The sequence below is a fragment of the Bradyrhizobium genosp. SA-3 genome (assembly GCF_004212635.1).
Classification (GTDB): Bacteria; Pseudomonadota; Alphaproteobacteria; order Rhizobiales; family Xanthobacteraceae; genus Bradyrhizobium.
Genome location: NZ_PSRT01000078.1, coordinates 1 through 24,380, shown reverse-complemented (window position 1 = coordinate 24,380; position 24,380 = coordinate 1). Strand labels below are relative to the sequence as shown.

General features: G+C 64.0%; 26 protein-coding genes and 1 pseudogene. 4 read left to right on the top strand and 23 right to left on the bottom strand.

Annotated elements, in window-relative coordinates; translation table 11 throughout:
• Position 1: 1 nt before the first annotated feature.
• The 6 genes from CWO91_RS25510 to CWO91_RS25485 all read right to left on the bottom strand — a co-directional run bounded on the left by CWO91_RS25510 (position 2) and on the right by CWO91_RS25485 (position 6,360).
• Positions 2–550, bottom strand: coding sequence for a hypothetical protein (locus tag CWO91_RS25510; RefSeq protein WP_130217347.1), 549 nt, complete (start codon positions 548–550; stop codon positions 2–4).
• A gap of 31 nt (positions 551–581) precedes the next feature.
• Positions 582–1,235 carry a tetratricopeptide repeat protein gene (locus tag CWO91_RS25505; protein ID WP_130217345.1) on the bottom strand — a complete coding sequence of 218 codons (654 nt, stop codon included), beginning with the start codon at positions 1,233–1,235 and terminating at the stop codon, positions 582–584.
• 165 nt (positions 1,236–1,400) lie between these two features.
• A complete protein-coding gene (locus tag CWO91_RS25500) occupies positions 1,401–2,993 on the bottom strand; it encodes a class I adenylate-forming enzyme family protein (protein WP_130217343.1) in 1,593 nt (530 codons plus the stop codon).
• A gap of 71 nt (positions 2,994–3,064) precedes the next feature.
• Positions 3,065–3,649: an NnrU family protein gene (locus CWO91_RS25495; protein ID WP_130217341.1), complete on the bottom strand. Its 585-nt coding sequence runs from the start codon at positions 3,647–3,649 to the stop codon at positions 3,065–3,067.
• 194 nt (positions 3,650–3,843) lie between these two features.
• Positions 3,844–4,422, bottom strand: coding sequence for a hypothetical protein (locus CWO91_RS25490; RefSeq protein ID WP_130217339.1), 579 nt, complete (start codon positions 4,420–4,422; stop codon positions 3,844–3,846).
• Between the two features lie 315 nt (positions 4,423–4,737).
• Complete coding sequence (locus CWO91_RS25485; protein ID WP_091894992.1) at positions 4,738–6,360, bottom strand: peptide chain release factor 3; 1,623 nt, start codon at positions 6,358–6,360, stop codon at positions 4,738–4,740.
• 157 nt (positions 6,361–6,517) lie between these two features.
• Between CWO91_RS25485 and sugE the strand changes: the two genes are divergently transcribed.
• Positions 6,518–6,832: a quaternary ammonium compound efflux SMR transporter SugE gene (sugE, locus tag CWO91_RS25480; RefSeq protein WP_130217337.1), complete on the top strand. Its 315-nt coding sequence runs from the start codon at positions 6,518–6,520 to the stop codon at positions 6,830–6,832.
• Here the strand turns inward: sugE and CWO91_RS25475 are convergent.
• The 7 genes from CWO91_RS25475 to CWO91_RS25445 form a co-directional block, all read right to left on the bottom strand.
• A complete protein-coding gene (locus CWO91_RS25475) occupies positions 6,825–7,829 on the bottom strand; it encodes an inorganic phosphate transporter (protein ID WP_130217335.1) in 1,005 nt (334 codons plus the stop codon). The two genes, sugE and CWO91_RS25475, sit on opposite strands and share 8 nt — an antisense overlap.
• 72 nt (positions 7,830–7,901) lie before the next feature.
• On the bottom strand, positions 7,902–8,546 hold the full coding sequence (locus CWO91_RS25470; protein WP_091894987.1) for a DUF47 domain-containing protein: 645 nt from the start codon (positions 8,544–8,546) through the stop codon (positions 7,902–7,904).
• Positions 8,547–8,702: 156 nt separating this feature from the next.
• Positions 8,703–9,671 (bottom strand): branched-chain amino acid ABC transporter permease, encoded by a 969-nt coding sequence (locus tag CWO91_RS25465; RefSeq protein ID WP_130217333.1) that lies wholly within the window; start codon positions 9,669–9,671, stop codon positions 8,703–8,705.
• 1 nt (position 9,672) lies between these two features.
• Positions 9,673–10,536, bottom strand: a complete 864-nt coding sequence (locus tag CWO91_RS25460; protein WP_025035788.1) for a branched-chain amino acid ABC transporter permease — start codon at positions 10,534–10,536, stop codon at positions 9,673–9,675.
• Between the two features lie 64 nt (positions 10,537–10,600).
• A complete protein-coding gene (locus CWO91_RS25455) occupies positions 10,601–11,824 on the bottom strand; it encodes an ABC transporter substrate-binding protein (RefSeq protein ID WP_091894983.1) in 1,224 nt (407 codons plus the stop codon).
• A 50-nt stretch (positions 11,825–11,874) separates the two neighbouring features.
• On the bottom strand, positions 11,875–12,621 hold the full coding sequence (locus tag CWO91_RS25450) for an ABC transporter ATP-binding protein (RefSeq protein ID WP_130217331.1): 747 nt from the start codon (positions 12,619–12,621) through the stop codon (positions 11,875–11,877).
• Positions 12,614–13,369 carry an ABC transporter ATP-binding protein gene (locus tag CWO91_RS25445; protein WP_008551999.1) on the bottom strand — a complete coding sequence of 252 codons (756 nt, stop codon included), beginning with the start codon at positions 13,367–13,369 and terminating at the stop codon, positions 12,614–12,616. Before CWO91_RS25445 ends, CWO91_RS25450 begins: the two co-directional genes overlap by 8 nt.
• 352 nt (positions 13,370–13,721) lie before the next feature.
• Between CWO91_RS25445 and CWO91_RS25440 the strand changes: the two are divergent.
• Positions 13,722–14,370 (top strand): annotated as a pseudogene (locus CWO91_RS25440) (hypothetical protein).
• Here the strand turns inward: CWO91_RS25440 and CWO91_RS25435 are convergent.
• Positions 14,367–14,756, bottom strand: coding sequence for an ArsC family reductase (locus CWO91_RS25435; RefSeq protein WP_130217329.1), 390 nt, complete (start codon positions 14,754–14,756; stop codon positions 14,367–14,369). The pseudogene CWO91_RS25440 and the gene CWO91_RS25435 sit on opposite strands and share 4 nt — an antisense overlap.
• Before the next feature lie 102 nt (positions 14,757–14,858).
• Here CWO91_RS25435 and CWO91_RS25430 point away from each other — a divergent pair, with 102 nt between their 5' ends.
• On the top strand, positions 14,859–15,230 hold the full coding sequence (locus tag CWO91_RS25430) for a tRNA-binding protein (RefSeq protein ID WP_130217327.1): 372 nt from the start codon (positions 14,859–14,861) through the stop codon (positions 15,228–15,230).
• A 7-nt stretch (positions 15,231–15,237) separates the two neighbouring features.
• Here the strand turns inward: CWO91_RS25430 and CWO91_RS25425 are convergent, their stop codons facing one another.
• From CWO91_RS25425 to CWO91_RS25420, 3 genes are all read right to left on the bottom strand, one after another.
• The gene (locus CWO91_RS25425) at positions 15,238–15,942 is read right to left on the bottom strand and encodes a glutathione S-transferase family protein (RefSeq protein ID WP_130217325.1); all 705 of its coding nucleotides are present in this window, start codon (positions 15,940–15,942) and stop codon (positions 15,238–15,240) included.
• An 88-nt stretch (positions 15,943–16,030) separates the two neighbouring features.
• The gene (locus tag CWO91_RS43230; protein WP_165405697.1) at positions 16,031–16,177 is read right to left on the bottom strand and encodes a hypothetical protein; all 147 of its coding nucleotides are present in this window, start codon (positions 16,175–16,177) and stop codon (positions 16,031–16,033) included.
• Between the two features lie 383 nt (positions 16,178–16,560).
• Positions 16,561–17,226 (bottom strand): DUF429 domain-containing protein, encoded by a 666-nt coding sequence (locus CWO91_RS25420; protein ID WP_130217323.1) that lies wholly within the window; start codon positions 17,224–17,226, stop codon positions 16,561–16,563.
• Positions 17,227–17,781: 555 nt separating this feature from the next.
• On the opposite strand from CWO91_RS25420, the gene CWO91_RS25410 reads away from it, so the two are divergent.
• Complete coding sequence (locus tag CWO91_RS25410) at positions 17,782–19,122, top strand: RtcB family protein (RefSeq protein ID WP_130217319.1); 1,341 nt, start codon at positions 17,782–17,784, stop codon at positions 19,120–19,122.
• An 87-nt stretch (positions 19,123–19,209) separates the two neighbouring features.
• Here the strand turns inward: CWO91_RS25410 and CWO91_RS25405 are convergent, their stop codons facing one another.
• From CWO91_RS25405 to CWO91_RS25380, 6 genes are all read right to left on the bottom strand, one after another.
• Positions 19,210–19,731: an RNA polymerase sigma factor gene (locus tag CWO91_RS25405; protein ID WP_130217317.1), complete on the bottom strand. Its 522-nt coding sequence runs from the start codon at positions 19,729–19,731 to the stop codon at positions 19,210–19,212.
• The gene (locus CWO91_RS25400) at positions 19,728–19,937 is read right to left on the bottom strand and encodes a YgaP family membrane protein (protein ID WP_165405696.1); all 210 of its coding nucleotides are present in this window, start codon (positions 19,935–19,937) and stop codon (positions 19,728–19,730) included. The genes CWO91_RS25405 and CWO91_RS25400 overlap by 4 nt, the downstream gene beginning before the upstream one ends.
• Positions 19,938–20,032: 95 nt before the next feature.
• Positions 20,033–21,214 (bottom strand): serine hydrolase domain-containing protein, encoded by a 1,182-nt coding sequence (locus CWO91_RS25395; RefSeq protein ID WP_130217313.1) that lies wholly within the window; start codon positions 21,212–21,214, stop codon positions 20,033–20,035.
• A gap of 72 nt (positions 21,215–21,286) precedes the next feature.
• Positions 21,287–21,979, bottom strand: a complete 693-nt coding sequence (locus tag CWO91_RS25390) for a GNAT family N-acetyltransferase (protein ID WP_130217311.1) — start codon at positions 21,977–21,979, stop codon at positions 21,287–21,289.
• A gap of 4 nt (positions 21,980–21,983) precedes the next feature.
• Positions 21,984–22,331 (bottom strand): Lin0512 family protein, encoded by a 348-nt coding sequence (locus tag CWO91_RS25385; RefSeq protein WP_130217309.1) that lies wholly within the window; start codon positions 22,329–22,331, stop codon positions 21,984–21,986.
• Positions 22,332–22,533: 202 nt separating this feature from the next.
• Positions 22,534–24,198: an acetolactate synthase large subunit gene (locus tag CWO91_RS25380; RefSeq protein WP_130217307.1), complete on the bottom strand. Its 1,665-nt coding sequence runs from the start codon at positions 24,196–24,198 to the stop codon at positions 22,534–22,536.
• Positions 24,199–24,380 lie beyond the last annotated feature (182 nt).

Genomic DNA, 24,380 nt, shown 5'->3' with positions numbered 1-24,380 from the left:
ATCAGCGCGAGAAGCTGCCGCTCGGCAGTGGCGCCGGGAAAGCGCCCTGCGATTGCTGCTGCGTGGTCTGGGTCGGTTGCGCCTGCTGGACAGGCTGATCTGGCGGCGGCGCGGTGGTGCGCTTGCGGACAATCTTATGCTTGGGCGGCTGAGCGGCCGTGGCCGGTGCAGCCTCCGGCTGGGCCTCGCCATCGACCTCGCCGGCAGCGGGCGCGGCCGCCGTGGCGGCTGGCTGCCTGGACTTCGTCGCCTTGGCCCCCTTCGCAGGCTTGGCCGGCTCCGGCGGTGGCTCTGCAGGCAGAGCCGCGACGGCAGGTGCGTTCGGGTCCGGCTGCTGCTGCGCGCCCTTGTACATCTCCTTCGGCACGCCCTGCTCGAGGCCCGGCACGCCCTCGGGGAACACCGGCTTGCGGTCACCCGGCAGCTTCTTCTTGGTGTCGAGGAAGTCGAGCATGTCGCTCGGATCGAATCCGCCGCTGGAGCAGCCGCCCAACAGGCCCGTGAAGGCGATCAGGACGGTGGCTGCGATCAAACGTGGCGTGCGGCGCATCTTGTGTCTCGTTTGCGTCAGAGGGCCGTCGTCAGCTTTTGGCGACGGGCGGCAGCAGAGCCTGCAACGCCTCGGCGCGCGAGCGCAGGCCGGGCGGTGTTTCGCCGTCTTCGGCAATCGCGTCGAGCCATTTGCGGGCCGCGGTCATGTCGTTGTTGCGCCAGGCCGACAACGCCAGCATCTCGCGGGCGCTGTGGCGGAAGGTCGATTTCGGCGCGGCGGAGGCTTCCAGCCGCTGCTGCATGTCGGCGTAGCTGGCGCTGTCGAGCAACAAGCCGGCGGCCCGGATCTTGGCCAGATCCTGCCACTCGCCACCGACGCTGCGATCGGCGGCAATGTCGTCATACATCTTCGCAGCGGCCTTGGGATCGCGACTGGCGGCCTCGGCCGCAGCGCGCAGCCGCGCCAGGGTGCGATAGCCGGACGGAGCCTTGGCGGCGAGCTCGGTGAAGGCCTTCTCGGCGTCCGCGTGCTTGTCCTGCTCGGACAGCTCGACGGCCTTCTCGAAGGCTGCGCCGGCCTCGGCGGCCTTCTTGGCCTCGAAATATTGGTAGCCGCGCCAGCCGCCGACGGCGGCCACGATCAGCACCATCAGGGCGATGAAGTAGATCGAATACTTGTCCCACAGCTTCTTGAGCTGTTCGCGACGTACTTCCTCGTCGACTTCGTCAAATAATTCAGACACTTAAGCTAATCCCATGCCCGTCCGGGTGCGCGCGCCAAAGCGTTCGCGACAGGAATCCCGTCCCCACGTGGCGGCGAGGTACCCTAACGATATGGCGGTGGCAAGGCAAAGCGAGGCCAATCAAGGCGTTAACCACCCGGGATAGCCCGGAGCCGCCTGCCCGGCTCAGCTTCCGAGCAGCTCCCGCAACTGCCGCTTCAGCACCTTGCCATTGGCGTTCCGCGGCAGTGGCTCGGCGGTGATCGCCATGGTTTCGGGGACCTTGTAGTCGGACAGCCGCTCCGCGCACCAGGCCCGCAGGGCCTCGCTGGCGACCGGGCTGCGCGTCACCACCACGGCGTGGACGCGCTCGCCCAGGACCGGGCAGGCCTTGGCGATGATCGCGCTCTCGATCACGGCGGGATGGCCGGCCAGCACGGATTCGACCTCGGCCGAATAGATCTTCAGCCCGCCGCGATTGATCATGTCCTTTTGCCGGTCGAACACGCGGACAAACCCCTCCGCGTCGACCGAGCCGAGGTCGCCGGAGTGCCAGAAGCCCCCAGTGAAGCTCTCGGCCGTGGCCTTCGGGTTGTTCCAATAGCCCTTGATCACGGAGGCGCCCTGGATCCAGAGCTCGCCGATCTCGCAATGCGGCAGCTCGCGCCCATCCGTTCCCATCGCGGCAATGCGCGCGCCCGGGCACGGCAGGCCGACGCTGTCGATATGGCTCTCCGTCAGCTCGCCCGGCATGATGGTCGAGGGCGACGTCGTCTCGGTCGCGCCGTAGCAGTTCATCAGCTTCAGGCCGGGGATCTTCGCCTTGAGCTTCTCGATGGTCGCGACCGGCATCGGCGCGCCGCCAAAGCCGCCGATGCGCCAGCTCAACAGGTCATAGCCATCGAAATCGGGCTGCAGCAGGCAGAGATTGTACATCGCCGGCACCATCACGGTGTAGGTGACGCGCTCGCGCGCGGCGAGCTTGAGATAATCGGCCGCCTTGAACTCCGGCATGATGATCAGCGCGCCGCCGCAGCGGATCATGGTCGTGATGTTGGCGACGATGCCGGTGACGTGGCCGAGCGGCACCGCGGCGATCGAGCGATCCGCCGCCGTCAATTGCAGGCAGGACACGAACACCATCGAGGAATGGATGATGTTGCAATGGGCCAGCATTGCGCCTTTCGGCTTGCCCGTCGTGCCCGAGGTGTAGAGGATCATCGCGGTATCCTCCTCATTGACCTCGGCCGGCGCAGGCGCCGGCGCGTTGTCGGCGAGAGCGGAGAAGCGCGACCGGGCCGGATCGTCGCCGATGGCGATGCGGTGGATCACATCGGGCACATCCTGCGCATCGGGCAGTCGCTCGGCAAGCGCTGCCTCATGGATCAGGATCTTCGCGCCGCAGTCCGTGAGCACATAGGCGATCTCCGGCTTCTGCTGGCGCGTGCTGAGCAGCACCGTGACCAGCCCCTCATGCGCGGCGGCAAACAGCAGCAGCGGAAACTCGATGCGGTTGCCGAGCAGGATGGCGACGCGGTCGCCGCGTTGCAAACCAAGCTTGCGGAAGCCGGCCGCGATCCGCGCGGACTGCTCGACGGCTTGCCGCCAGCTCAGGCGGATGTCGCCGCAAATCAGCGCCTCACCATCGCCATTGCGCGCGCAGGCTTCCGCGATCATTGCCCACAGGCTCGACGGCCGATCGCAAAATGCCGGCACCACCCGATCGCCAAAGCGCGCCTCGAACCGCATCGGCGGGATCTGAGATTTCGACCAGTCCATCGGCGTGCCTCGGCTTGTTGCCCTTGTTATCTTCCGCGCATGGACACCGGGTGTCGTCTTGTGCTGACCGGCTAGACGCCGATCACGGGAACACCGATCACGACGGGGTGGAAAGCAAACGCCAGCGCCAGGTAGGCGACGACGCCGACAGCGATCGCAATCAGATCGTTGGTGACGCCGCCCACCGGGATCGGCGGGCCGCCGGCATCGGTGCGATGCTTCAGCGTAATGCGATCATACACCGCCCAACCCAGGAACGAGCCGAACAGGATGATGGAGCCGAGGTCGCCATTGGCGAGCAGATGCGAGGCTGCCCACAGCTTGATGCCGGCCAGCATCGGATGCTTCAGCGTCGCATAGATGCGGCCGCGCAGGTACGAGGCCACCACCAGGATGACGGCGGGCAGCATCAAGGCGAGCGTGATGTGCTTCAGCGCCTTCGGCGGATACCAGACGTCGATCCAGCCGGAGCTGCGGTAATGGCCAAAGCCCCAGATGATCAGCACGAGCCCCGCGAGCGAAACCAGCGAATAGAGGATCTTGTAGGTCCCCTCGCCCAGCCTCGCGATCGCCTCTGCGCGCGCCTTTCGTTTCGTCGTGAAAATATGGGCGGCAAAAAACAGCACCAGCCCCAGGACCATGACCACCAGACCCATGACATCCTCCCCTAAAGCAGCCCCCCGCCTCTGAGGTATCATCGATTGGCTGCTGCTCGCAACTCGTGCCCCTCATGGTGAGGAGGCGCGAAAGCGCCGTCTCGAACCATAGAGGCCCCGCTGCCACAGCCGGGCCTTCATCCTTCGAGACGCGCGTGAAGAACGCGCTCTCAGGATGAGGGGATAGAGCTGCGCTACTTGCCGAGCTCGCGATTGTCGACATAGCGGATCGCGATCGGCCTGCCCGCCAAAGCGCCGCCAAGTCCGCCAGTGAATTTCAGCGGCAGGCATGCCTGCAGCGATGCGCTGATGGCATTGAGATAGGTCGCGCGGGTGCCGGCCGGCACGCCCGCAGTCGCGTATGTCAGGCGCGGCGGGCCGATCAAGCCACCGGCCTTGTTGAAACTGAAGCGCACCGACATCTGCATGCCGGCGCGCGCGTTGTCCGATGGCGGCGACCAGCAGCTGCGCAGCTCGGCAAAGAGATCGCCGATCGTGTCGAGATCGTGATCGGGCTTCCGGTATTTGGCGCGGTCGACCTCGGACGGCACGCTCTCGATCGTGAGCTGGAGATTCTGGCCGTAGGGGTAGTCGATCTCGGGAATGCAGGGGCCGGGCTCGAGCGGGCTGCAATAAGACGGCGTGCACGGCCGGCCGTCGAGCACGCTGCACGGCTCGTGCGAAAACGGAATCGGATTGATCTGGCGTGGACGCGCGTCGGCGGCGCCCACGGCCAGGAAGGTCAGCAACAGAACCAGGACTGCGCGCAGCATTGAGAAGCACCGCGATGAGCGACCGCAATCATGTTGGGAGATCTTGGAGCGGCTTCAAGCCTGCGGCTGTTCACGTGCTCGCGTTCTACCTCGGTGTCGTCGCCCGGCTTGCCGTCTTCGCTAAAGCTACGCCGGCCCGACACCGAAAGCCCGGCGAAGCCTTGGCGGAGCCGGGACCGGGCGACCCAGTATTCCGAGACGGTTGTGATTGAGCCGAGAGGCCGCCCTGGATGCCCCGGTCAAGCCGGGGCATGACAGCGGAGGGTGTGCTTGCGCAGCGGGGGCGTGGCTGCGGCAGCCGGGCGCGCGGCCGCCCTACCCCTTCTTCTTGACGTCCTTGACGTTGGTGAACTCGATGCCCTCGGCGCGTTCCCTGGTGTAGCCGAGATAGAACTCGTTTCGCGCCAGATACACGGGATCGCCATCGACATCGTCGGCGATGCTCGAGGTGTTGGCGGCGATGAAGGTGTCGAGCTTCTTGCGATCCTCCGAGGAGACCCAGCGCGCGAGCTGGAACTCGCTCACCTCGAACTCGACCGGCAGTGAATATTCGGCCTCGAGCCGGGCCTTTAGCACGTCGAGCTGGAGCGCGCCGACGACGCCGACCAGCGCGGGCGCACCGTCGCGCGGACGGAACACCTGCACCACGCCCTCCTCCGACATCTGCTGAAGCGCTTCCTTCAGCTTCTTCGCCTTCATCGCGTCGGTGAGACGGACGCGGCGGACGATTTCCGGCGCAAAGCTCGGCACGCCGACGAAATTGAAATCCTCGCCCTCGGTCAGCGTGTCGCCGATGCGCAGCGTGCCGTGATTGGGAATGCCGACGACGTCACCGGCAAAGGCTTCGTCGGCGACCGAACGATCCTGCGCGAAGAAGAATTGCGGGCTCGATAGCGGCATGCTCTTGCCGGTGCGCACGAGCTTGGCCTTCATGCCACGGCTGAGCTTGCCCGAGCAGAGCCGCGCAAACGCAATGCGGTCGCGATGGTTCGGATCCATGTTGGCCTGGATCTTGAACACGAAGGCGCTCATGCGCGGATCGGTGGCCTCGACCTTGCGCTGATCGCTGTCCTGCGCGCGCGGCTCGGGCGCGAACTTGCCGAGGCCTTCCAGCAGGTCGCCGACGCCGAAATTGCGCAGCGCGCTGCCGAAATAGACCGGCGTCAGATGACCCTCGCGGAATGCTTCGAGCTCGAACGGTTTTGACGCTTCGGTGACGAGCTCGAGCTCGTCCTTCACCGCTGTTACGTCGAGGTTCGCATTGAGCTTGGCGAGCTCGGCGATCTCGATCTGCTGCGCCGCGCCGGTCTTGGCGCCGCCACCTTCGAGCAGACGCACGCCGCCATTGACGACGTCATAGGTGCCGAGGAAGTCGCGGCCGCGGCCGACCGGCCAGGTCATCGGCGTGGTGTCGAGCGCCAGCGTCTTCTCGATCTCGTCGAGCAGCTCGAAGACGTCGCGGCTCTCGCGGTCCATCTTGTTGATGAAGGTGATGATCGGGATATCCCGAAGACGACACACCTCGAACAGCTTCCGGGTGCGCGCCTCGATGCCCTTGGCGGCGTCGATCACCATCACGGCTGAATCGACCGCCGTGAGCGTGCGGTAGGTGTCTTCCGAAAAGTCCTCGTGGCCCGGCGTGTCCAGCAGGTTGAAGACGAGGCCCTCGAACTCGAAGGTCATCACCGAGGTCACCACCGAGATGCCGCGCTCGCGCTCGATCTTCATCCAGTCCGAACGCGTATTGCGCCGCTCGCCCTTGGCCTTGACCTGGCCGGCGAGGTTAATGGCGCCGCCGAACAGCAGCAGCTTCTCGGTCAGCGTGGTCTTGCCGGCGTCGGGGTGGGAGATGATCGCAAAGGTCCGCCGCCGCGACACTTCAGCGGCAAGCGGGGAACGGGCCGGCGATTCGGCTGCGGTGGTGGCGATGTCGGACATGGCGGGAGCGTTTGGCAGGGAAAATGGGCCTGATCAAGCCTCATTTGGTGATTGCGGAGCCCTCCGGCCAGCCCCATATCGCCCTTTGGGAGGGAGGGCCCTCCCTTTCATAGGTCATTGCCTGCGGGGACGACCCTGCCTTGAACGGAGGGTCGTCATGGCCTGGAGCATCCTGTTCGTCGCCGGCCTTCTCGAGATCACCTGGGCGATCGGCCTGAAATATACCGAGGGCTTCAGCAAGCTTGTTCCGTCGGTCGTCACGCTCGCGGCCATGGCCGGCAGCATCATCCTGCTCGGGGTTGCTCTCAAATCACTGCCCGTCGGAACCGCCTACGCAGTCTGGACCGGAATCGGCGCGGTCGGCACCGCGACGCTGGGCATCATCCTGTTCGGCGAGCCCGCGACCGCTTTCCGGCTCGCCAGCATCGCCTTGATCATCGCCGGAATTATCGGATTGAAGCTCGTTACTTGACGATCTGGACCGCCCACCAGCTCAGCGCGGCCACGAGGGCCGCGGCCGGGATCGTGATCACCCAGGCATAGACGATCGAGCTCGCGACATTCCAGCGCACCGCCGAGACACGGCGGGCGGCGCCGACGCCGACGATCGCGCCGGTGATAGTGTGGGTGGTCGAGACGGGAACGCCGAGGAAGGTCGCCATGAACAGGGTCGCAGCGCCGCCGGTCTCGGCGCAAAAGCCCTGCATCGGAGTCAATTTGGTGATGCGCAGGCCCATGGTGCGGACGATGCGCCAGCCGCCCATCAGCGTGCCCAGCGCCATTGCGGCCTGGCAGGACAGCACCACCCAGAACGGCACGGAGAATTCGCTGCCGAGATGGCCCTGCGAATAGAGCAGCACCGCGATGATGCCCATGGTCTTCTGCGCGTCATTGCCGCCATGGCCGAGCGAATAGAGCGAGGCGGAGGCGAATTGCAGGATGCGGAAGGCGCGGTCGACTGCAAAGGGCGTCGAGCGCACCGAGGCCCAGGACACGATCGCCACCAGCATCATCGCGAGCAGGAAGCCGACCAGCGGCGACAGCACGATCGCCAGCACCGTCTTGGACAATCCGCTCCACACCGCCGCCGAAATGCCCGCCTTGGCCATGCCGCCGCCGACGAGGCCGCCGATCAGCGCATGCGACGACGAGGACGGGATGCCGAGCGCCCAGGTCACGAGGTTCCAGACGATGGCCCCGACCAAGGCCGCGAAGATCACCTGGGCGTCGACGATCGAGGGATCGATGATGCCGGTGCCGATGGTCTGGGCGACGTGCAGCCCGAACACCATGAAGGCGACGAAATTGAAGAACGCGGCCCAGAACACCGCGAATTGTGGCCGCAACACGCGGGTCGAGACGATGGTCGCGATCGAATTGGCGGCGTCGTGCAGGCCATTCAGGAAGTCGAACAGCAACGCGACGGCGATCAAGCCGACCAGGACGGGAAAACCCAACGCAGCATCCACGGCGCGGCCCCTGCCTTAAAGCTTACGCATGATCTGAGCGGAAAACCGCTGCACACTTTTCCGCATCATGCGCTACACTTGCTCGATGACGATGCTGTTGATCTCGTTGGCGACGTCATCAAAGCGGTCGGCCACCTTCTCGAGATGGTCGTAGATCTCGACACCGACGATGAAGTCCATCGCGTTGCCGTTGCGATGCTTGAGGAACAGCTCCTTCAGCCCGATGTCGTGGAGGTCGTCGACGCGGCCCTCCAGCTTGCCCAGCTCTTCCGTGATCGCGCTCAGCATGGCGACGTTCGGGCCGATCGACTGCATCAGCGGCAGCGCGCGTCCCACCAGATTGGCGCATTCGATCAGAAGCCCGCCGATCTCGCGCATCGGCGGCTCGAACGCGCGGACCTCGAACAGCATCACGGCCTTCGCCGTCTGCTGCATCTGGTCGATGGCGTCGTCCATCGAGGTGATCAGGTTCTTGATGTCGCCGCGGTCGAACGGGGTGATGAAGGTGCGGCGCACTGCCGTCAGCACCTCGCGGGTGATGTTGTCGGCGTCGTTCTCGAACTGATTGACGCGCTGGCAATAGACCGGCGTCTCCTCGCCCCCGTTGAGCATGCCCTGGAGCGCGATCGAGCCCTGGATCACGGTCTGGGCATGACGGTCGAACAGGTCGAAGAACCGTTCTTCCTTGGGCAGGAAAGCACGAAACCATCGCATCATGGGGACAGGCTACCGGTTGGAAATGGCCCGGCCCGGAAGGGCCGTCATGAAACTGTCATAGACCATTTTCGATCCACGCGCGTGTCATCTCGCGCCCGCGGAGCCGGGTCATCCACCGCTTTCAAGCGACCTGAAAACCGATTTAAAATCAGATACTTAGAGCGATCGCCGGAAGTAATGCGCGATTTCACCGATGACGCCACGGCGGAAGGTGAGCACGCAGATTACGAAGATCCCACCCTGGATCACCGTCACCCACTGGCCGAAGCCCGCTAGATATTGCTGCATCGCGATGATCACAAAGGCACCGATCACCGGACCGAAAATGGTTCCGAGACCACCGACCAGCGTCATCAGCACGACTTCGCCCGACATCGACCAGTGCACGTCGGTGAGCGAGGCGTTTTGCGCCACGAACACTTTCAGCGCCCCGGCAAAGCCGGCCAGCGTGCCCGACAGGATGAAGGCCAGGAACTTGTACTGGTCAGTGCGGTAGCCGAGCGAGATCGCCCGCGGCTCGTTCTCACGAATTGCCTTCAAAACCTCGCCGAACGGCGAGTTGATGATGCGGAAGATCAAGAGGAAGCCGGCGAGGAAGCCGACCAGCACGACGTAATAAAGCACCGTCGGCTTGGACAGATCGAACACGCCGAACATGTGCCCTTGCGGGATGCCTTGGATGCCGTCCTCGCCGTGGGTGAACGGCGCCTGGAGGTAGATGAAGTACAGGAGCTGTGACAGCGCCAGGGTGATCATCGAGAAATAGATGCCCTGGCGGCGGATCGAGATGTAGCCGGTGATGATCGACAGCACGAACGCCGCAGCGATGCCGACGAGGATGCCGAGCTCGGGCGGCAGCGCCCAGACCTTCAGCGCATGCGCACTGCAATAGCCCGCGGTTCCCAGGAACATGGCGTGGCCGAACGACAGCAGCCCGCCATAGCCGACCAGCAGATTGAAGGCGCACGCGAGCAGCGCAAAGCACAGCGCCTGCATCACGAAGAACGGATAGACTCCTGTGAACGGCACTGCCGCCAAAAGCAGGGCCATCACCACGAACACGATCATCTCGTCGCGCATCGCGCGAGGGGTTGTCGGCAGCGTGTCGTCCGTCAGGGTCGTCATGTCAGGCTGCCCTTCCCGTCAATCCCGTTGGCTTCACCAAGAGCACCAGCACCATCAGCACGAACACGACGGTGTTGGAGGCCTCGGGGTAGAAATATTTGGTCAGGCCCTCGATCACGCCGAGCGCAAAGCCGGTGATGATGGAGCCCATGATCGATCCCATGCCGCCGATCACGACCACCGCGAACACGACGATGATGAGGTCAGCGCCCATCAGCGGACGCACCTGGTTGATCGGCGCCGAGAGCACGCCGGCGAGCGCGGCAAGGCCGACACCGAGACCGTAAGTCAGCGTGATCATGCGCGGCACGTTGATGCCGAAGGCGCGCACCAGCGTCGGATTTTCAGTGGCGGCGCGCAGGTAAGCGCCGAGCTGCGTCTTCTCGATCAGGAACCAGGTCGCAAGGCACACCGCCAGCGAGAACACGACGACCCAGCCGCGATAGACGGGTAAGAACATGAAGCCGAGATTCATGCCGCCCCTGAGCTGGTCCGGAATGGCGTAAGGCAGACCGGAGGAGCCAAAGTAGTTCTGGAACACGCCCTGCACGATCAGCGCGATGCCGAAGGTCAGGAGCAGGCCGTAGAGATGGTCGAGCCCGGTCAGCCATTGCAGCATTGTCCGCTCCAGGATCATGCCGAAGATGCCGACGATGATGGGCGCCAGCAGCAACGCCCACCAATAGTTGATGCCGCCGAGGTTCAACAGGAAATAGGCAACGAACGCGCCCATCATGTAGAGCGCACCATGGGCGAAATTGATGATGTTGAGCATGCCGAAGATCACGGCAAGCCCGAGACTGAGCAGCGCGTAGAACGAGCCGTTGATCAGTCCCACCAGTAGCTGAGCGTATAGAGCCTGCATCGATCGATCTCGTACCCAGTCCCGTTTTGTTGACGACGGTGCCCGCCAGCGGACGCTGTCGGTACTACTTCTTCACCAGCGGACAGGCGCTTTCCGAAAGCGGCCTGAAAGCCTGGTCTGCCGCCGTCGTGCCGATCAGCTTGTAGTAGTCCCACGGCCCCTTGGATTCCTCAGGCTTCTTGACCTCGAACAGATAGGCGGGATGGAGCTTGCGGCCATCCGCGCGGATCGTGCCCTTGCCGAACAGTGGATCGTCCGTCGGCATCTCCTTCATCTTGGCGACCACCTTGGCGCCATCGTGCGGATTGCCACCCAAAGCTTCCAGCGTCTTGAAATAATGGATCAGGCCCGAATAGACGCCGGCCTGCACCATCGAAGGCATCGCCTTGTTCTTCATCTTTTCGGAGAAACGCTTGGAGAAGGCCCGGGTGCCGTCGTTCAAATCCCAATAGAAGGTTTCGGTGAAGTTCAGCCCCTGCGCCACTTTCAATCCGAGCGCATGGACGTCGGTGATGAACAGCAAAAGCCCGGCGAGCTTCTGGCCGCCTGCGACAATGCCGAATTCCGCCGCCTGCTTGATCGTGTTGGTGGTGTCGCCACCGGCGTTCGCCATACCGATGATCTTGGCTTTCGACGCCTGCGCCTGCAGGAGGAACGAGGAGAAGTCCGCGGTATTGAGCGGATGCTTGACGCTCCCGATCACCTTGCCGCCTGATTTGACCACCACCGCAGCGGTGTCGCGCTCGAGCGCGTGACCAAAGGCGTAGTCGGCGGTCAGAAAGTACCAGGTGTCACCGCCGGCCTTCACCAGCGCCTGTCCCGTGCTGTTGGCCAGCATGTAGGTGTCGTAGACCCAGTGGATCGTGTTCGGCGAGCATTGCGCGTTTGTCAGGTCGGACGTCGCCGCACCCGTGTCGATCAGAATCGAATTCTTTTCCCTGACGACATTGTTCACCGCCAGCGCCACGCCGGAGTTCAGCACGTCCATGAAGACGTCGACCTTCTCGACATCGATCCACTGCCGCGCGATCGCAGTGCCGATGTCGGGCTTATTCTGATGGTCGGCGGAGATGAGATCGACCTTCCAACCCTTGGCTGCAAGCCCGGAATCCTCGATCGCCATCTGCGCGGCCAGCGTCGAGCCGGGACCTCCAAGGTCGGCGTAGAGCCCGGAGTTGTCGGTGAGCACGCCGATCTTGATGGTCTTGTCCTGCGCCATCGCGCCGCTTGTCGCGGCAAGTGCCAGCGCTGTGCCGAGCAGAAATGAAGCGATCGACCGGGTGTTCATGCGGCTTCCCTCTCTAAATATTCTCGATGGTTCTAACTTCTTTGGCAGTTCTAGACGCCGAGATAGGTGTGGAGCTTGTCCATGTTGGCAGCAAGCTCGGCGTTGGAAAATCCGTCAATGATTTTGCCGTGCTCGACCACGTAATAGCGGTCGGCCACGGTCGATGCGAAGCGGAAGTTCTGCTCGACCAGGAGGATGGTGAAGCCCTCCTTCTTGAGTCGCGCAATGGTATGGCCGATCTGCTGGATGATGACGGGCGCAAGGCCCTCGGTCGGCTCGTCCAGCATCAGGAAGCTCGCGCCGGTGCGCAGGATGCGCGCGATCGCGAGCATCTGCTGCTCGCCGCCCGACAGTTTGGTGCCCTGGCTGTTGAGCCGCTCCTTCAGGTTCGGGAACAGGTCGAAGATCTGGTCGAGCGGCAGCCCGCCTTCGCGGACCACCGGCGGCAGCATCAGATTCTCCCGCACATCGAGGCTGGAAAATATCCCCCGCTCCTCCGGGCAGAACGCGATGCCCATGCGCGCGATCTTGTCGGAGGTCGCGCGGATGATGTCCTGGTTGTTGAACTTCACCGAGCCCGAGCGCTTGCCGATGATGCCCATGATCGACTTCAACGTGGTCGTCTTGCCGGCGCCGTTGCGCCCGAGCAGGGTGACGACCTCGCCCGCATTCACGTCGAAGTTGATCCCGTGCAGGATGTGAGACTCGCCGTACCAGGCTTCCAAGTTGCGGACTTGAAGGATGTTTCCGCCGGTCGCAGCCTGTGCCGGAGCCTGGGCGATCGCAGTGTCAGGCATGACCGGCTCCCAGATAGGCTTCCTTGACGCGCTCGTCCTTGGTGAGCTCGGAGTAATGGCCCTGCGCGAGCACCTGCCCGCGCGTCAGCACGGTGATGATGTCGGAGAGATTGGCCACGACGCTCAAATTATGCTCGACCATCAGAATGGTATATTTCGCGGAGATGCGCTTGATCAGCGCCGCGATCTTGTCGATGTCCTCGTGACCCATGCCGGCCATCGGCTCGTCCAGCAGCATCATCTCGGGGTCGAGCGCGAGCGTGGTTGCGATCTCCAGTGCGCGCTTGCGCCCGTAGGGCATCTCGACCGCGGGCGTATTGGCAAACTCGCTGAGGCCGACATCGTTCAACAGCTCGCGCGCGCGATCGTTGAAGCGATTGAGCACGGACTTGGAACGCCAGAAGTCGAACGAAGAGCCGTGCTGGCGCTGAAGTGCGACGCGGACGTTCTCCAGCGCCGTGAGATGCGGAAACACGGCCGAAATCTGGAACGAGCGAACCAGACCCATGCGGGCCACATCCGCCGGCGCCATCGCAGTGATGTCCTGCCCCTTGTAGAGGATCTTTCCGGCAGACGGTTTGAGGAACTTGGTCAAAAGATTGAAGCACGTCGTCTTGCCGGCGCCGTTCGGCCCGATCAACGCATGAATGCTCCCACGGCGAACCTTGAGCGCAACGTCGCGGACGGCGAAGAAGCCCGCGAACTCCTTGGTCAAGCCTTCCGTTTCGAGAATGAACTCATCGGCCAAACAGATTTCCCCCTGCCCGCGCGACGCGCTGGCCGCGCGTGGCTGTCCTTGTTGACTTCGGCTTTCCGGAGGCCTTTGAGCCCATCCGGAACGCCGCCTCCGGGCGCGGAATATGCCGGAGGTGACGGGGGTTAGGCAAGGCGGAAAGCTGAGCAGATCAGGCCTCCGGCTGGGATACAAATGCTCCCTTAGTCGGAGATGTATTGATGTGGTGCCTGCCCGGCCTCCCGGTTCGCAAAGCACCGGTCATCAAGTCGTCGTTAACGGTCTTTCGTCTCCCGCGCCAGCCTTCATAGAAAATTTTCCCGCGGCGAGGATCATGTGCGGGTTTTGACATGCTGGGAATATTGTTTTGGATTTCGCAAGCACCGCGCCCTCCGTCGTCAAGTCGATCAGGCAGCGTAGATCTCCTGAACACGTGGCTGCGACTTTATGCGCGCCAGCAGGTCGCACCGGCGATCTGGGAGTACCAGCCTGCGCGACTCGAGGAAGAGCTGTCCGATCTCATCTATTACACGGTGGACAATTCGACGCCGACGCCGCACCTGACCATCCAGAGCGAAGGCACGCGCATCTCGAGCGCCTATGGACATACCGGCAAGGGCATCCTGCTGCACGACTATGTCGGACCGCGGCTCGCGCCCTTCGTGATGCCCATCTATCACGAATGCGTCGCGCGCGCGCTTCCGATCTACAGCGTTGCCGACATCGATGACATCTACGGTCGCATCGTCGCCTATGAACGGCTGCTGCTGCCGTTCCTGACCGAGGACAAGGTCAGCCACGTCATCGCGTCGGTGAAAACCTTCTGCGAGGACGGCGGCTTCGAGATCAAGAATCTGATGCGCGGAAATGACGCGCCGCCGCGTCCGAGGCTGCGCGCCGTGGTCGACCGCGACCTGTTTCATCGCGCGCCGGGCCGCATCGCGGCGGCCGATGTGGTCGAGCTCGCCGACCAATCCAGCCCAAGCGTCACCGCCGAGATCATCGAGCTGAACTAGCGCGCCTTGGCCCCAACGTTCTTGGCTCCAACGTTCTTGGCTCCAACTTCCTTTACATAGATCTCCGGCTTGAAGCCGACCAGCAGCTTGCCGCCGATTTCCAGCACCGGCCGCTTGATCATCGATGGTTGCGCTAGCATCAACGCCAGCGCCTTCTTCTCACCGAGGCCTTCCTTGTCGGAATCGGAGAGCTTCTTGAAGGTCGTGCCGGCGCGATTGAGCAACGTCTCCCAGCCGACCTTCTCGCTCCACTGCTTGAGCTTGTCCTTCTCGACTCCCGCCGTCTTGTAGTCGTGAAACTCGTAAGGCACGCCATGGCTGTCGAGCCAGGTGCGCGCCTTTTTCATGGTGTCGCAGTTCTTGATACCGTAGATGATGTTGGGCAAACCGTTCCTCGCGCATGCGTCGTATCGTGACCGCCGCGTTGTACGAAACTCCGGTTCGCGCGACAATATTGCGAACGACGCCACTCCCCGAACGGATAGACCATGCACGTCACCCACGATCCCGCAGCCGCCGCCTCGACGACCATCGACTTCAACAGCTTCCTCGCGGTCGATATCCGCGTCGGCACCATCGTCGACGCCAAGCCGTTCCCGGAGGCGCGCAAGCCGGCCTGGCGGCTATGGATCGACTTCGGCCCCGCGATCGGCGTCCGCAAGAGCTCGGCGCAGATCACCGAAAATCATCCGCTCGAGACGCTGGTCGGGCTGCAGGTCGCGGCCGTCGTCAATTTCCCGCCGCGCCAGATCGGCCCGGTCGTATCCGAGGTGCTGACGCTCGGTTTCCCCGATGCTGCCGGCAAGGTCGTGCTGGTGCAGCCGAGCAAGCCCGTGCCGAACGGCGGACGGCTGTTCTAGAGGCGAATTACGGCCGCTTCGGAATATTCAGCCCGCGCTGCACCGCCGGACGCGCAAGGCCGCGGTCGAGCCAGGCACCAACCGACTTGAACTGGCTGAATGCGACGAGGTCGCCGGCGCCGTAGAAGCCGATGAGATTGCGCACCCAGCCGAGCATGGAGATGTCGGCGATGGTGTAGTCGTCATCCATGAACCATTGCCGACCGGCGAGATGCGCCTCCATCACGCCGAGCAGGCGCTTGGACTCGTCCACGTAGCGTTCGAGCGGCCGCTTGTCCTCAAGCTCCTTGCCGGCGAATTTGTGGAAGAAGCCGACCTGGCCGAACATCGGCCCGATGCCGCCCATCTGGAAATGCACCCACTGGATGGCCTGGTAGCGGCGTGCGGCGTCCTCCGGCAGAAGCTTGCCGGTCTTCTCGGCGAGGTATTGCAGGATCGCCCCGGATTCGAACAGCGGCAGCGGCCTGCCGCCGGGGCCGTTGGGATCGAGGATCGCCGGGATCTTGCCGTTCGGATTGAGCGAGAGGAATTCGGTCGACTTCTGGTCGTCCTTGCCGAAATCGACGAGATGGACTTCGTAAGGCAGTCCGATCTCCTCCAGCATGATCGAGACCTTGACGCCGTTCGGCGTCGGCAGCGAATAGAGCTGAAGCAGTTCGGGATGTTTCGCCGGCCAACGTTTGGTGATGGGAAAGGCAGATAGAGCGGACATCGGGACCTTTGATGCATGGACTGAGGCGTGCCCAATCTAGGCAGGACGCCGTGCGGCGCAAGTCACTATTCGTCCCGGCGAACCCGCCTTATCGCGGCAGCGTTGCCATCGCCACGATCGGAGTCGTTGCGTCGTGCTGCAGTCGGTACGCGATGAACCGTTGACCCGTGATCAACAGCAGAGCCGTAAAGGCAATCGCGAGCATCGCGGTCGCCAATTGGCAGACATCGTACATGGTGTTTTGTCCCTCAACAGTCATTGGCCAACGACCGTTCAAGGACCATGTTCCTTGCCCGCTTGAAAATACTGCCGCTTTTTCCCACTCTCCGAGACAACGCCATCGCAGAGTTCCAAACGCCCGTGCAGGGACCATTGAGCCTTCCAAGCGTTGTCGCCGGATGAGCATCGAGAAGCGCGCCCTGCTCGACCATGCTAAGCGGTGTCGCCGCGTCGCCGGCGACCTCACGCATAGCGCAGCCGCGCGACGCTTGCAGTCAATGGCCGAGGAGTACGAGGAGAGGGCAGCAAGACTGGACGACGATGGCGTTGATCTGAAGCAGAGCCATGCCCGTCGCAGCCGCACGGGAGACGGAAGCGATCGCGAGGGTCACGGAGGTCTCAATAGTTGATCTCCATTCTCAGCCCCCGCGGATCGATCTGGTCGTCGCCGACACGTTGCGTGCTGTCGCGCGCCGCGACCGCGCAGGCGCAGGCATCGATGAGATCGTCACGGCCGATGCCGGTGCGGTAGCGAAGCGTCAGCCATTTCGGCAGGCGCGTGAATCCGCGCTGCTCCAAGAGCGCGATGCGCTGTTCGCGGCCTTGCGCCGATGTCTTCTTCGCAAGATGGACTCGTCCTGCCAGATTCCAAAAAATCAATTCCGGATGGGCTTCGCCGATGCTGGCTTGATGCGCCGGCGTCATGATCGCGTCGACGTCCCTGATCTTGTCCCTGATGTTCCAGAGCTGCGCGGATACGCCCCTGCCCTCGCCCTCGTGCGCCCAATAATGGCGATTGGCCGCAGCCATATCCGGGAACGTCCAGAGGTCGCGGCGCGCGCCGAGAAACACGGCAGGGCCGATCAATTCGCGTGCTCGCAGATCGCAAGCGCGATAGCCGCTCGGATTCAACCCGATCGGCATGTCGATCATCGCACGCGCATGCGGCATCGCGAGCAGGCGCGTCAGGCCCGGCGAATAATCGAAGCCGTGATCGCCGCGCTCATCGATCCAGGCCGCGACCCAGCCGAAGCGAAATCCATCGAGACCGAGATAGGTTGGCACGTCGTGCGTCCATCATTTCCAATTTTCTCACGCGCGCCGCTTGACACCTGCAAGTTGCGAGCGCATGTCCCGCGCCCTCGCGATTACTTCCGTTCGCGAAAACAATGAACCCAGTGATGAAGCACAGCTACGAAAGATTTGCGCGACTGTCGAATGGCCTGCGGCCAATCGATTGCGCATGCCCGGCTCATGGGAGCGATCTTGCCTGACCGCAAGATCGACAGTCCGCTTCTCACGGACCCTCCCGAGCCTGCCGCTCCGGAGGGTTTTTTGTTGCCCGTCGCGCGGCCCATTCAGACATCCCGGCAATCGCCGGAACGGGAGACCCGGATCCCGGGGCTCGCGCAAACGATGCGCGTGCCCAAGCGCCTGGACTCGCGTCAACGGCTTCTCTGAGGCCCCGATTGCGTGGATCGCTGCGTCGGAGACGGCATTGAATTGATGCGCAATGACAACGACCCCGGACGCGGACTGCGCCCGGAGCCCTTGAAACCTCTGACATGAACCGTACGTTCACTCTGCAGTCGCGCGGGATGTGAAACAGGACTCAAGACCATGCGACGATCCGATCCCTACATGGAACGCGCCCGCGAGCTCTGCGTCGCCGCCGGCGTCGATCCCGACTCGCGCGTCGGCGAAGGACGCGGCCAGCCGGCCTGGTGCTCGTACCGGGACGCCGCGCGCAAGGAGCAGCTCGCCCGCGAAGCCAACACCGCCGCGAGCGAGATCGCGAACCTGCGTCCGCAGGAGGCGCGCTTCCAGAACGCGCCGCTGAAGATCTTCGGCCCGCATGAGGAGGCGACCGTGGCGCAGATGCGCAACTGCATGGCGGTCGGCAATGTCGTATCCGGCGTGATCTGCGCCGATGGCCATCTCGGCTACGCCCAGCCGGTCGGCGGGGTCATCGCCTACGAGAAGCAGGTCAGCATCTCTGGCGTCGGCTTCGACATCGGCTGCGGCAACATGGCCGCAAAGCTCGACACGCGCTTCGACGACATCGCCGACATCGTGCCCACGATCATCCGCGACGTCGCCAAGAGGATCTCGTTCGGTGTCGGCCGCGCCAATGCCGAGCGGGCCGAGCACGCGCTGTTCGACGATGGCGATGCCTGGCGCGAGAGCGACATGGAGGCCTACCGTCAGAAGGCGGTGAGCCAGCTCGGCACGGTCGGATCGGGCAATCACTATGTCGACCTCATGCGTGACGAGGAAGGCTTTGTCTGGATCGGCGTCCATTTCGGAAGCCGCGGCCTCGGACACACCTCCGCGACGCGCTACCTCAAGGCCGCCGGCGGCAAGGATGGCATGAACGTCCCGCCCGCAGTGGTCGACGAGGAGTCCGAGCTCGGCCGCCGCTACATCGCGGCGATGCAGCTCGCCGGGCGTTACGCCTATGCGGGACGCGAGTGGGTCGTCGAGCGCGTCCGCCAGATCATCGGCGGCAGCGTGACCGAGAGCGTGCACAACCACCACAACTATGCCTGGCGTGAGACCCACGACGGCAAGGATCTGTGGGTGGTGCGCAAGGGCGCGACGCCGGCGTTTCCCGGCCAGAAGGGATTCGTCGGCGGCTCGATGGGCGACGACGCCGTCATCCTCGAAGGCGTCGACAGTCCGGAGGCCGAGGCTTCGCTGTACTCGACCGTTCACGGCGCCGGCCGCCTGTTCGGACGACGGGAGGCGAAGCGGCGCTTCTCGCGCGCGGAGATGGACCGCTGGCTCAACGAACGCGGCGTCACCCTTGTGGGTGCCGACCTCGATGAGAGCCCGATGGCCTATCGCCGCCTGCCGGACGTGCTGGCGCAGCACGCCGGCACCGTGCGGGTGCTGCACACGCTGCGGCCGTTCGCCGTCGCCATGGCCGGCGAAGGCGAGTTCGATCCGTGGAAGGACTGACGCAAACAGCGAGTGGGAGGTAGGCCCCCCACTCGCAACATTTTTGTGTCCTGTCCGGTGACGCGCGAACAGGCTTTGCGCCGTGTCTCATCTCGTCAGATATTCGCGCATCAGGGCACGGGCGCGATGCAGACGGGCCTTCACGGTCTGCCTGGAGGCCCCAAGCGCGACGGCGATCTCGTCGATGGTCATCTCCTTGACGTCGCGCATCAAGGCGACGTCGCGATAGTGCGGCGGCAGCGCCTCGAAGGCGGCGGCCACATCGAGCCGCAGATCGGCTTCCGGGCGTGCCAGCAGTGCCGCCTCCACCTCGCTGTCGTCGATCGCCGGCGCAAGGCCTGTCTTGCGCGCAAGCCGCAGGCATTCGCGGCGGACCACGCTGAACAGCCAGGCCGAAAACGCCAGCAGCGAGCGGATCGTGCCGACATGCCGGAACAGGATCCACATCGCTTCCTGCGTTGCATCCTCGGCATCCGCCGAGCTGCGGCAGGTCGCCCGCGCATAGCGGCGGATGTCGGGCTGTGCCGTCTCCAGCAGAGACGCGATCGCCCGGGGGTCGCCGAGCCGCGCGGCCTCGAACAAATTTGGCGAGATCGCAGCCGCGCTCACGACACCCCTCCCTTGCCGATGCCGGCCATCGCGCACATCGGGCAGTAGCCGACGAGACCGGTCATTGCAAAGCCCGCGCCGCCGAGCGCGACCAGCCACGCCGCGGTGCCGGCGAGATAGACCAATGCTGCGACCGCGACCGCGACGCCCAAGACGACCCGCACCGCCTGATGCGCGCCGCCGATGTTCTTCCTGTAAAATCCCATCACATCCTCCGACATGGGCCGAGACTGATCGTCTCGACCATCAAGAGGGCGCGATCGCCAAAAGGGATTCGCGGCGTCGGAAGATTTTTTCGCGGTCAGCCTCCAGCCGCCTGATAGGCCAGGCGCTTGAACTCGAAGAAGAAGGGATTCCAGAAGCCCATGTAGCGCTGGGTCATCAGTACGCCGGCGGTGTTAGCCTCAGGGCAGATCCACCAATGGGTGCCGGCAAGGCCGCCCCACTGGAATTCACCGGTCGAATTCGAGGGATCGAAGGGCGTCGGCGCGAAGGTGACGGCACCACCGAGGCCAAAGCCCTTGCCGGGGATCGGCCCGAGATTGGCGAAGCGGATGGTCTGGCCGGCGGGCAGCTGGTTCGTCATCATCTGCCGCAGCGTCTCCGGCTTCAGCAGCGCATCCGAACCGGGCAGCAGCGCGCGCACCAGCGCCAGCATGTCGGCCAAGGTCGAGACCAGACCGCCACCGCCGGACAGCCGCGGCAACGGCCGCCGATAGGCCTGCGGATAAGGCAGATGGTCGGCCCGCATGAGGCCGGGCTTCATCGGATCGAGCGCGTCTGCGCCGTTATAGAGTGCGACCAGCCTTCCCTGCTGCGCTTCCGGCACGTGGAAGCCGGTATCGATCATGCCGAGCGGATCGAAGATGCGTGCCTTGAGGAAGGCGTCGAGCGGCTGGCCGGAGACGACCTCGACGACACGGCCGAGCACGTCGGTCGCCACCGAATATTCCCAGCCGGCGCCGGGATGATAGGACAACGGCAGATCGGCAAGCCGGTCGATCATGTCGGCGAGCGGCGTCAGCGGATTGAGGATGCGCGCCTCGTTGTAGCCTTTGAACAGCACCGTACCGGGATCGAAGATGCCGTAGCTGAGCCCGGACGTGTGGGTCAGCAGCTGGCGGATCGTGATCGCGCTCCTCGCCGGCTCGACATCGCCAAGGCTCGCAGCGCCCGGCTTCAACACCATGCGATGGCCGAGCTGCGGCAGGAATTCCTCGACGGCATCATCGAGCCCGACGCGGCCTTCCTCGACCAGCAGCATGATGGCGCAGGTGATGAAGATCTTGGTGTTGGAGAAGGCGCGGAAGATGTGGTCGGGCCGCAGCGCAGTGCTGCTCTCGCGGTCGGCGAACCCGACGCATTGCTGGACGACATCGCGGCCCCGCAGCACCGCCCAGGATGCACCCGGGATGATCTCCTGATCGACATAACGCTGCATCGCCGTCCGTGCGGCGGAAAAATCTGGTGTCCTGGCGTCCATGTGTTTTCCCCAATGATCGTCGGGTCGGATATAGCGGGAATTCGCGGGAAATGAAGACCTCCCCTGCGAGCGCTATCCTTCCTTCATGAACGCAGTGACGTGCAGGCGCCGCCGAATCCGCATGCCCTGCCGCTCGTACAGCGCAATCGCAGACGTATTCTTGGTAAACACGTGCAGAAACGGAAATTCGCCGCGGGCCTCGATCTGCCGCGCGACCGCCGCGAGCAGCGCCTGCGCATAGCCGCGTCCGCGATGATCAGGGTGCACGCAGACGGCCGTCATCTCGACGAATTTTCCCGGCTTCATCCGCTCGCCGGCCATCGCGACCAGTTCGCCGCCGACACGAATACCGAGGAACGTACCGAGTTCGTGCGAGCGCAGCGCGAATGGACCGGGCTTGGTCAGCATGGTCAGCGCCATCATGGCAGGCACGTCGGCGGGTCCCAGCGTGACGATCTCGGCATCACGGAGCCGACTGTCGGCCGGGGAGCCGATCATCTGCTCGCCGCTCTCGGCGAGCACGATTTTGAAGCCGGCGGGCACTTCGACGGGCTCCGGCGTGAACAATGCAGCGACCTGCGAGTCCGACATGAGATCGCCGAGCGCGGCGAAGCTCGCCGCCGACATGTCGACCATGTCGGCAAAGGGCGTCATGTCCACGGGATAGCGCAGCGCGCGCGGGCCACCCTCGGCCAGATGCTTCTGGCTCGTTGTCAGCGCGCTCCAGATCGGACGATCGAGCAGCGCCACATCGCTGTCGGACACCGGCCTAGTCCTTGTCGAAGCTGACGATCACCGCCGCATTGGCGATGAGAATGGGGTCGTTGGCCACTTCCGTGGCTGAGGGAATCTCCAGCCCGCCCTTGACTGCGTTGATGGTCACCGTGCCGTAAGGCAGCTCCTTGGCGACGGCTTCCTTGTCCACGGCTTCCGGATTGGGCACCGCGATCGTGACGTCGACGAACATGTCGTTCGCGGTCTTGCCTATCATCCGGAAGAAGCCGAGACTCGAATGCCTGATCGCGTCCGACACCGCCCGCTTCGCCGCCTTGGTGGCGTCCCTGCCGTGGACGTCGACGCCCATGCCCATCTCGGTGACACAACGAACGCGAGTCATTTCCTAATTCCTGTCATTGGTTTGGTGATTTGCGAGTGTCGGCGATTAAGGAGCGTGACACAAGTGCAGTTGATTTATTGGGACGAGCTGCTGCCACGAACTCGTCATTGCGAGCGCAGCGAAGCAATCCAGACTGTCACCGTGGAAAGATTCTGGATTGCTTCGCTGCGCTCGCAATGACGAGGGTGGTGAGAGCATCGACTCACGCCTTCGATTTCTCATGCGCCCGCAGCTCGTCGACCAGCACCCGCACGTTCTCCGAATAATCGATCGGGATCGAGACCAGGTGCACGCCGCCCTCTTGGAAGGCCGCCTCCAGCGTCGGGCCGAAGCTGTCGATGCTCGCGATGCGATGCCCCTTGGCGCCGTAGGCCTTCGCATAGACGACGAAGTCCGGATTTCCAAACGTCATGCCGTAATCGGCAAAATGATCGACCGCCTGCTTCCAGCGGATCATGCCGTAGGCGTTGTCCTCGAGCACCAGCACGACCAGATTGAGCTTGAGGCGGACGGCAGTCTCCATCTCCTGGCTGTTCATCATGAAGCCCCCGTCGCCGGCGACCGCGAGCACGCGGCGGTCCGGATGGAGCATCGCGGCCATCATCGCCGACGGCAGACCGGCACCCATCGTCGCCAGCGCGTTGTCGAGCAGCAGCGTGTTGGCGACACGGGTGCGGTAATTCCGCGCGAACCAGATCTTGTACATGCCATTGTCGAGCGCGACGATGCCATTCTCCGGGATCACCTGGCGGATGTCGTGCACGATCCGCTGCGGCGTCGGCGGCCAGCGCGCCTCGGTGGCGCGATCGGCGATGTGACTGAGGATCTCTTCGCGCAACGGCAAGAGCGCCGCCGCCTGCGGCAGCTTGCCTTCGAGCCGGTCGGCGAGCAGCTCCAGGCTCGGGCCGACGTCGCCGACGACCTCGGCGTCGGGAAAATAGACCAGCTCGACGCTCGCCGGCGTGTAGCTCACGTGAATGACCTTCGGCCCCGCCGGCCCCATGATAAAAGGCGGCTTCTCGACGGGGTCGTGGCCGATCGCGACGATCAGGTCGGCGGCATCGATCGCGTCATGGACGTAGTCGCGTTCGGACAGCGCGGCGGTCCCCATATAGAGATTGGTGCCGCCGGGCACGGTGCCCTTGCCCATCTGCGTGGTGAAGAAGGGAATGCCGGTCCGCCGCACGAAGCTTGCGATGCCATGCGTCGATCGCGGCCGGCTGGTCGCAGCGCCCATCATCACCAGCGGACGCTTTGCAGCCAGGATCATCTCGGCGGCCCGATCGAGCGCGGCGCGATGGGCGACCGGAATTTCGATCGGATGGACCGGAATGACCGGGGCGGCGGGCACTTCATCGCCGGCGATATCTTCGGGCAATTCGAGATGCACCGGCCCCGGCCGCTCTTCCATCGCCACGCGAAAGGCGTCGCGCACCACGGTCGGGATGCTGGAGGCGCTGACGATCTGCCGCGACAGCTTCGTCAGCGGCTTCATGGTCGCGACCACGTCAACGATCTGGAAACGCGCCTGCCGGCTGCTCATGATCGGCTTCTGGCCGGTGATCAGGATCATCGGCATCGCGCCGAGATGCGCATATGCCGCGCCGGTGGACAGATTGAGTGCGCCAGGTCCAAGTGTCGACAGACATATGCCGGGCTTGCCAGTCAACCGCCCATGCGTGGCGGCCATGAAAGCGGCGGCCTGCTCGTGGCGGGTCAGGACCAGCTCGATCCTGGAGGTGCGGAGCGATTCGACGAGATCGAGATTCTCCTCACCGGGGACACCGAAGATGCGGTCGACGCCCTCGTTCTCCAGCGCCGCGACAAACAGGTCCGATCCCTTCACCTTGCGTTCCTGTCCGCTCATGTTTGTCCCCGCTTGCTGTGCTGACTCCTGCGTGTCACAGGAAGGGCCTATGGTAGCGGCCCGCGGCGCGGACACAACTCACAAAGCGGCGCGCGACCACTTCAACATCGTCATTGCGAGCGCAGCGAAGCATTCCAGACTTTTTCGGCGGATACATTTCTGGATTGCTTCGCTGCGCTCGC

Excerpts from the sequence above, each read along its gene's own strand:
- CWO91_RS25510 (WP_130217347.1), bottom strand. The coding sequence starts at position 550 with ATGCGCCGCACGCCACGTTTGATCGCAGCCACCGTCCTGATCGCCTTC.
- CWO91_RS25500 (WP_130217343.1), bottom strand. The coding sequence starts at position 2,993 with ATGGACTGGTCGAAATCTCAGATCCCGCCGATGCGGTTCGAGGCGCGC.
- CWO91_RS25495 (WP_130217341.1), bottom strand. The coding sequence starts at position 3,649 with ATGGGTCTGGTGGTCATGGTCCTGGGGCTGGTGCTGTTTTTTGCCGCC.
- CWO91_RS25490 (WP_130217339.1), bottom strand. The coding sequence starts at position 4,422 with ATGCTGCGCGCAGTCCTGGTTCTGTTGCTGACCTTCCTGGCCGTGGGC.
- CWO91_RS25485 (WP_091894992.1), bottom strand. The coding sequence starts at position 6,360 with ATGTCCGACATCGCCACCACCGCAGCCGAATCGCCGGCCCGTTCCCCG.
- sugE (WP_130217337.1), top strand. The coding sequence starts at position 6,518 with ATGGCCTGGAGCATCCTGTTCGTCGCCGGCCTTCTCGAGATCACCTGG.
- CWO91_RS25470 (WP_091894987.1), bottom strand. The coding sequence starts at position 8,546 with ATGATGCGATGGTTTCGTGCTTTCCTGCCCAAGGAAGAACGGTTCTTC.
- CWO91_RS25465 (WP_130217333.1), bottom strand. The coding sequence starts at position 9,671 with ATGACGACCCTGACGGACGACACGCTGCCGACAACCCCTCGCGCGATG.
- CWO91_RS25460 (WP_025035788.1), bottom strand. The coding sequence starts at position 10,536 with ATGCAGGCTCTATACGCTCAGCTACTGGTGGGACTGATCAACGGCTCG.
- CWO91_RS25455 (WP_091894983.1), bottom strand. The coding sequence starts at position 11,824 with ATGAACACCCGGTCGATCGCTTCATTTCTGCTCGGCACAGCGCTGGCA.
- CWO91_RS25450 (WP_130217331.1), bottom strand. The coding sequence starts at position 12,621 with ATGCCTGACACTGCGATCGCCCAGGCTCCGGCACAGGCTGCGACCGGC.
- CWO91_RS25430 (WP_130217327.1), top strand. The coding sequence starts at position 14,859 with ATGCACGTCACCCACGATCCCGCAGCCGCCGCCTCGACGACCATCGAC.
- CWO91_RS25425 (WP_130217325.1), bottom strand. The coding sequence starts at position 15,942 with ATGTCCGCTCTATCTGCCTTTCCCATCACCAAACGTTGGCCGGCGAAA.
- CWO91_RS43230 (WP_165405697.1), bottom strand. The coding sequence starts at position 16,177 with ATGTACGATGTCTGCCAATTGGCGACCGCGATGCTCGCGATTGCCTTT.
- CWO91_RS25410 (WP_130217319.1), top strand. The coding sequence starts at position 17,782 with ATGCGACGATCCGATCCCTACATGGAACGCGCCCGCGAGCTCTGCGTC.
- CWO91_RS25400 (WP_165405696.1), bottom strand. The coding sequence starts at position 19,937 with ATGGGATTTTACAGGAAGAACATCGGCGGCGCGCATCAGGCGGTGCGG.
- CWO91_RS25395 (WP_130217313.1), bottom strand. The coding sequence starts at position 21,214 with ATGGACGCCAGGACACCAGATTTTTCCGCCGCACGGACGGCGATGCAG.
- CWO91_RS25385 (WP_130217309.1), bottom strand. The coding sequence starts at position 22,331 with ATGACTCGCGTTCGTTGTGTCACCGAGATGGGCATGGGCGTCGACGTC.
- CWO91_RS25380 (WP_130217307.1), bottom strand. The coding sequence starts at position 24,198 with ATGAGCGGACAGGAACGCAAGGTGAAGGGATCGGACCTGTTTGTCGCG.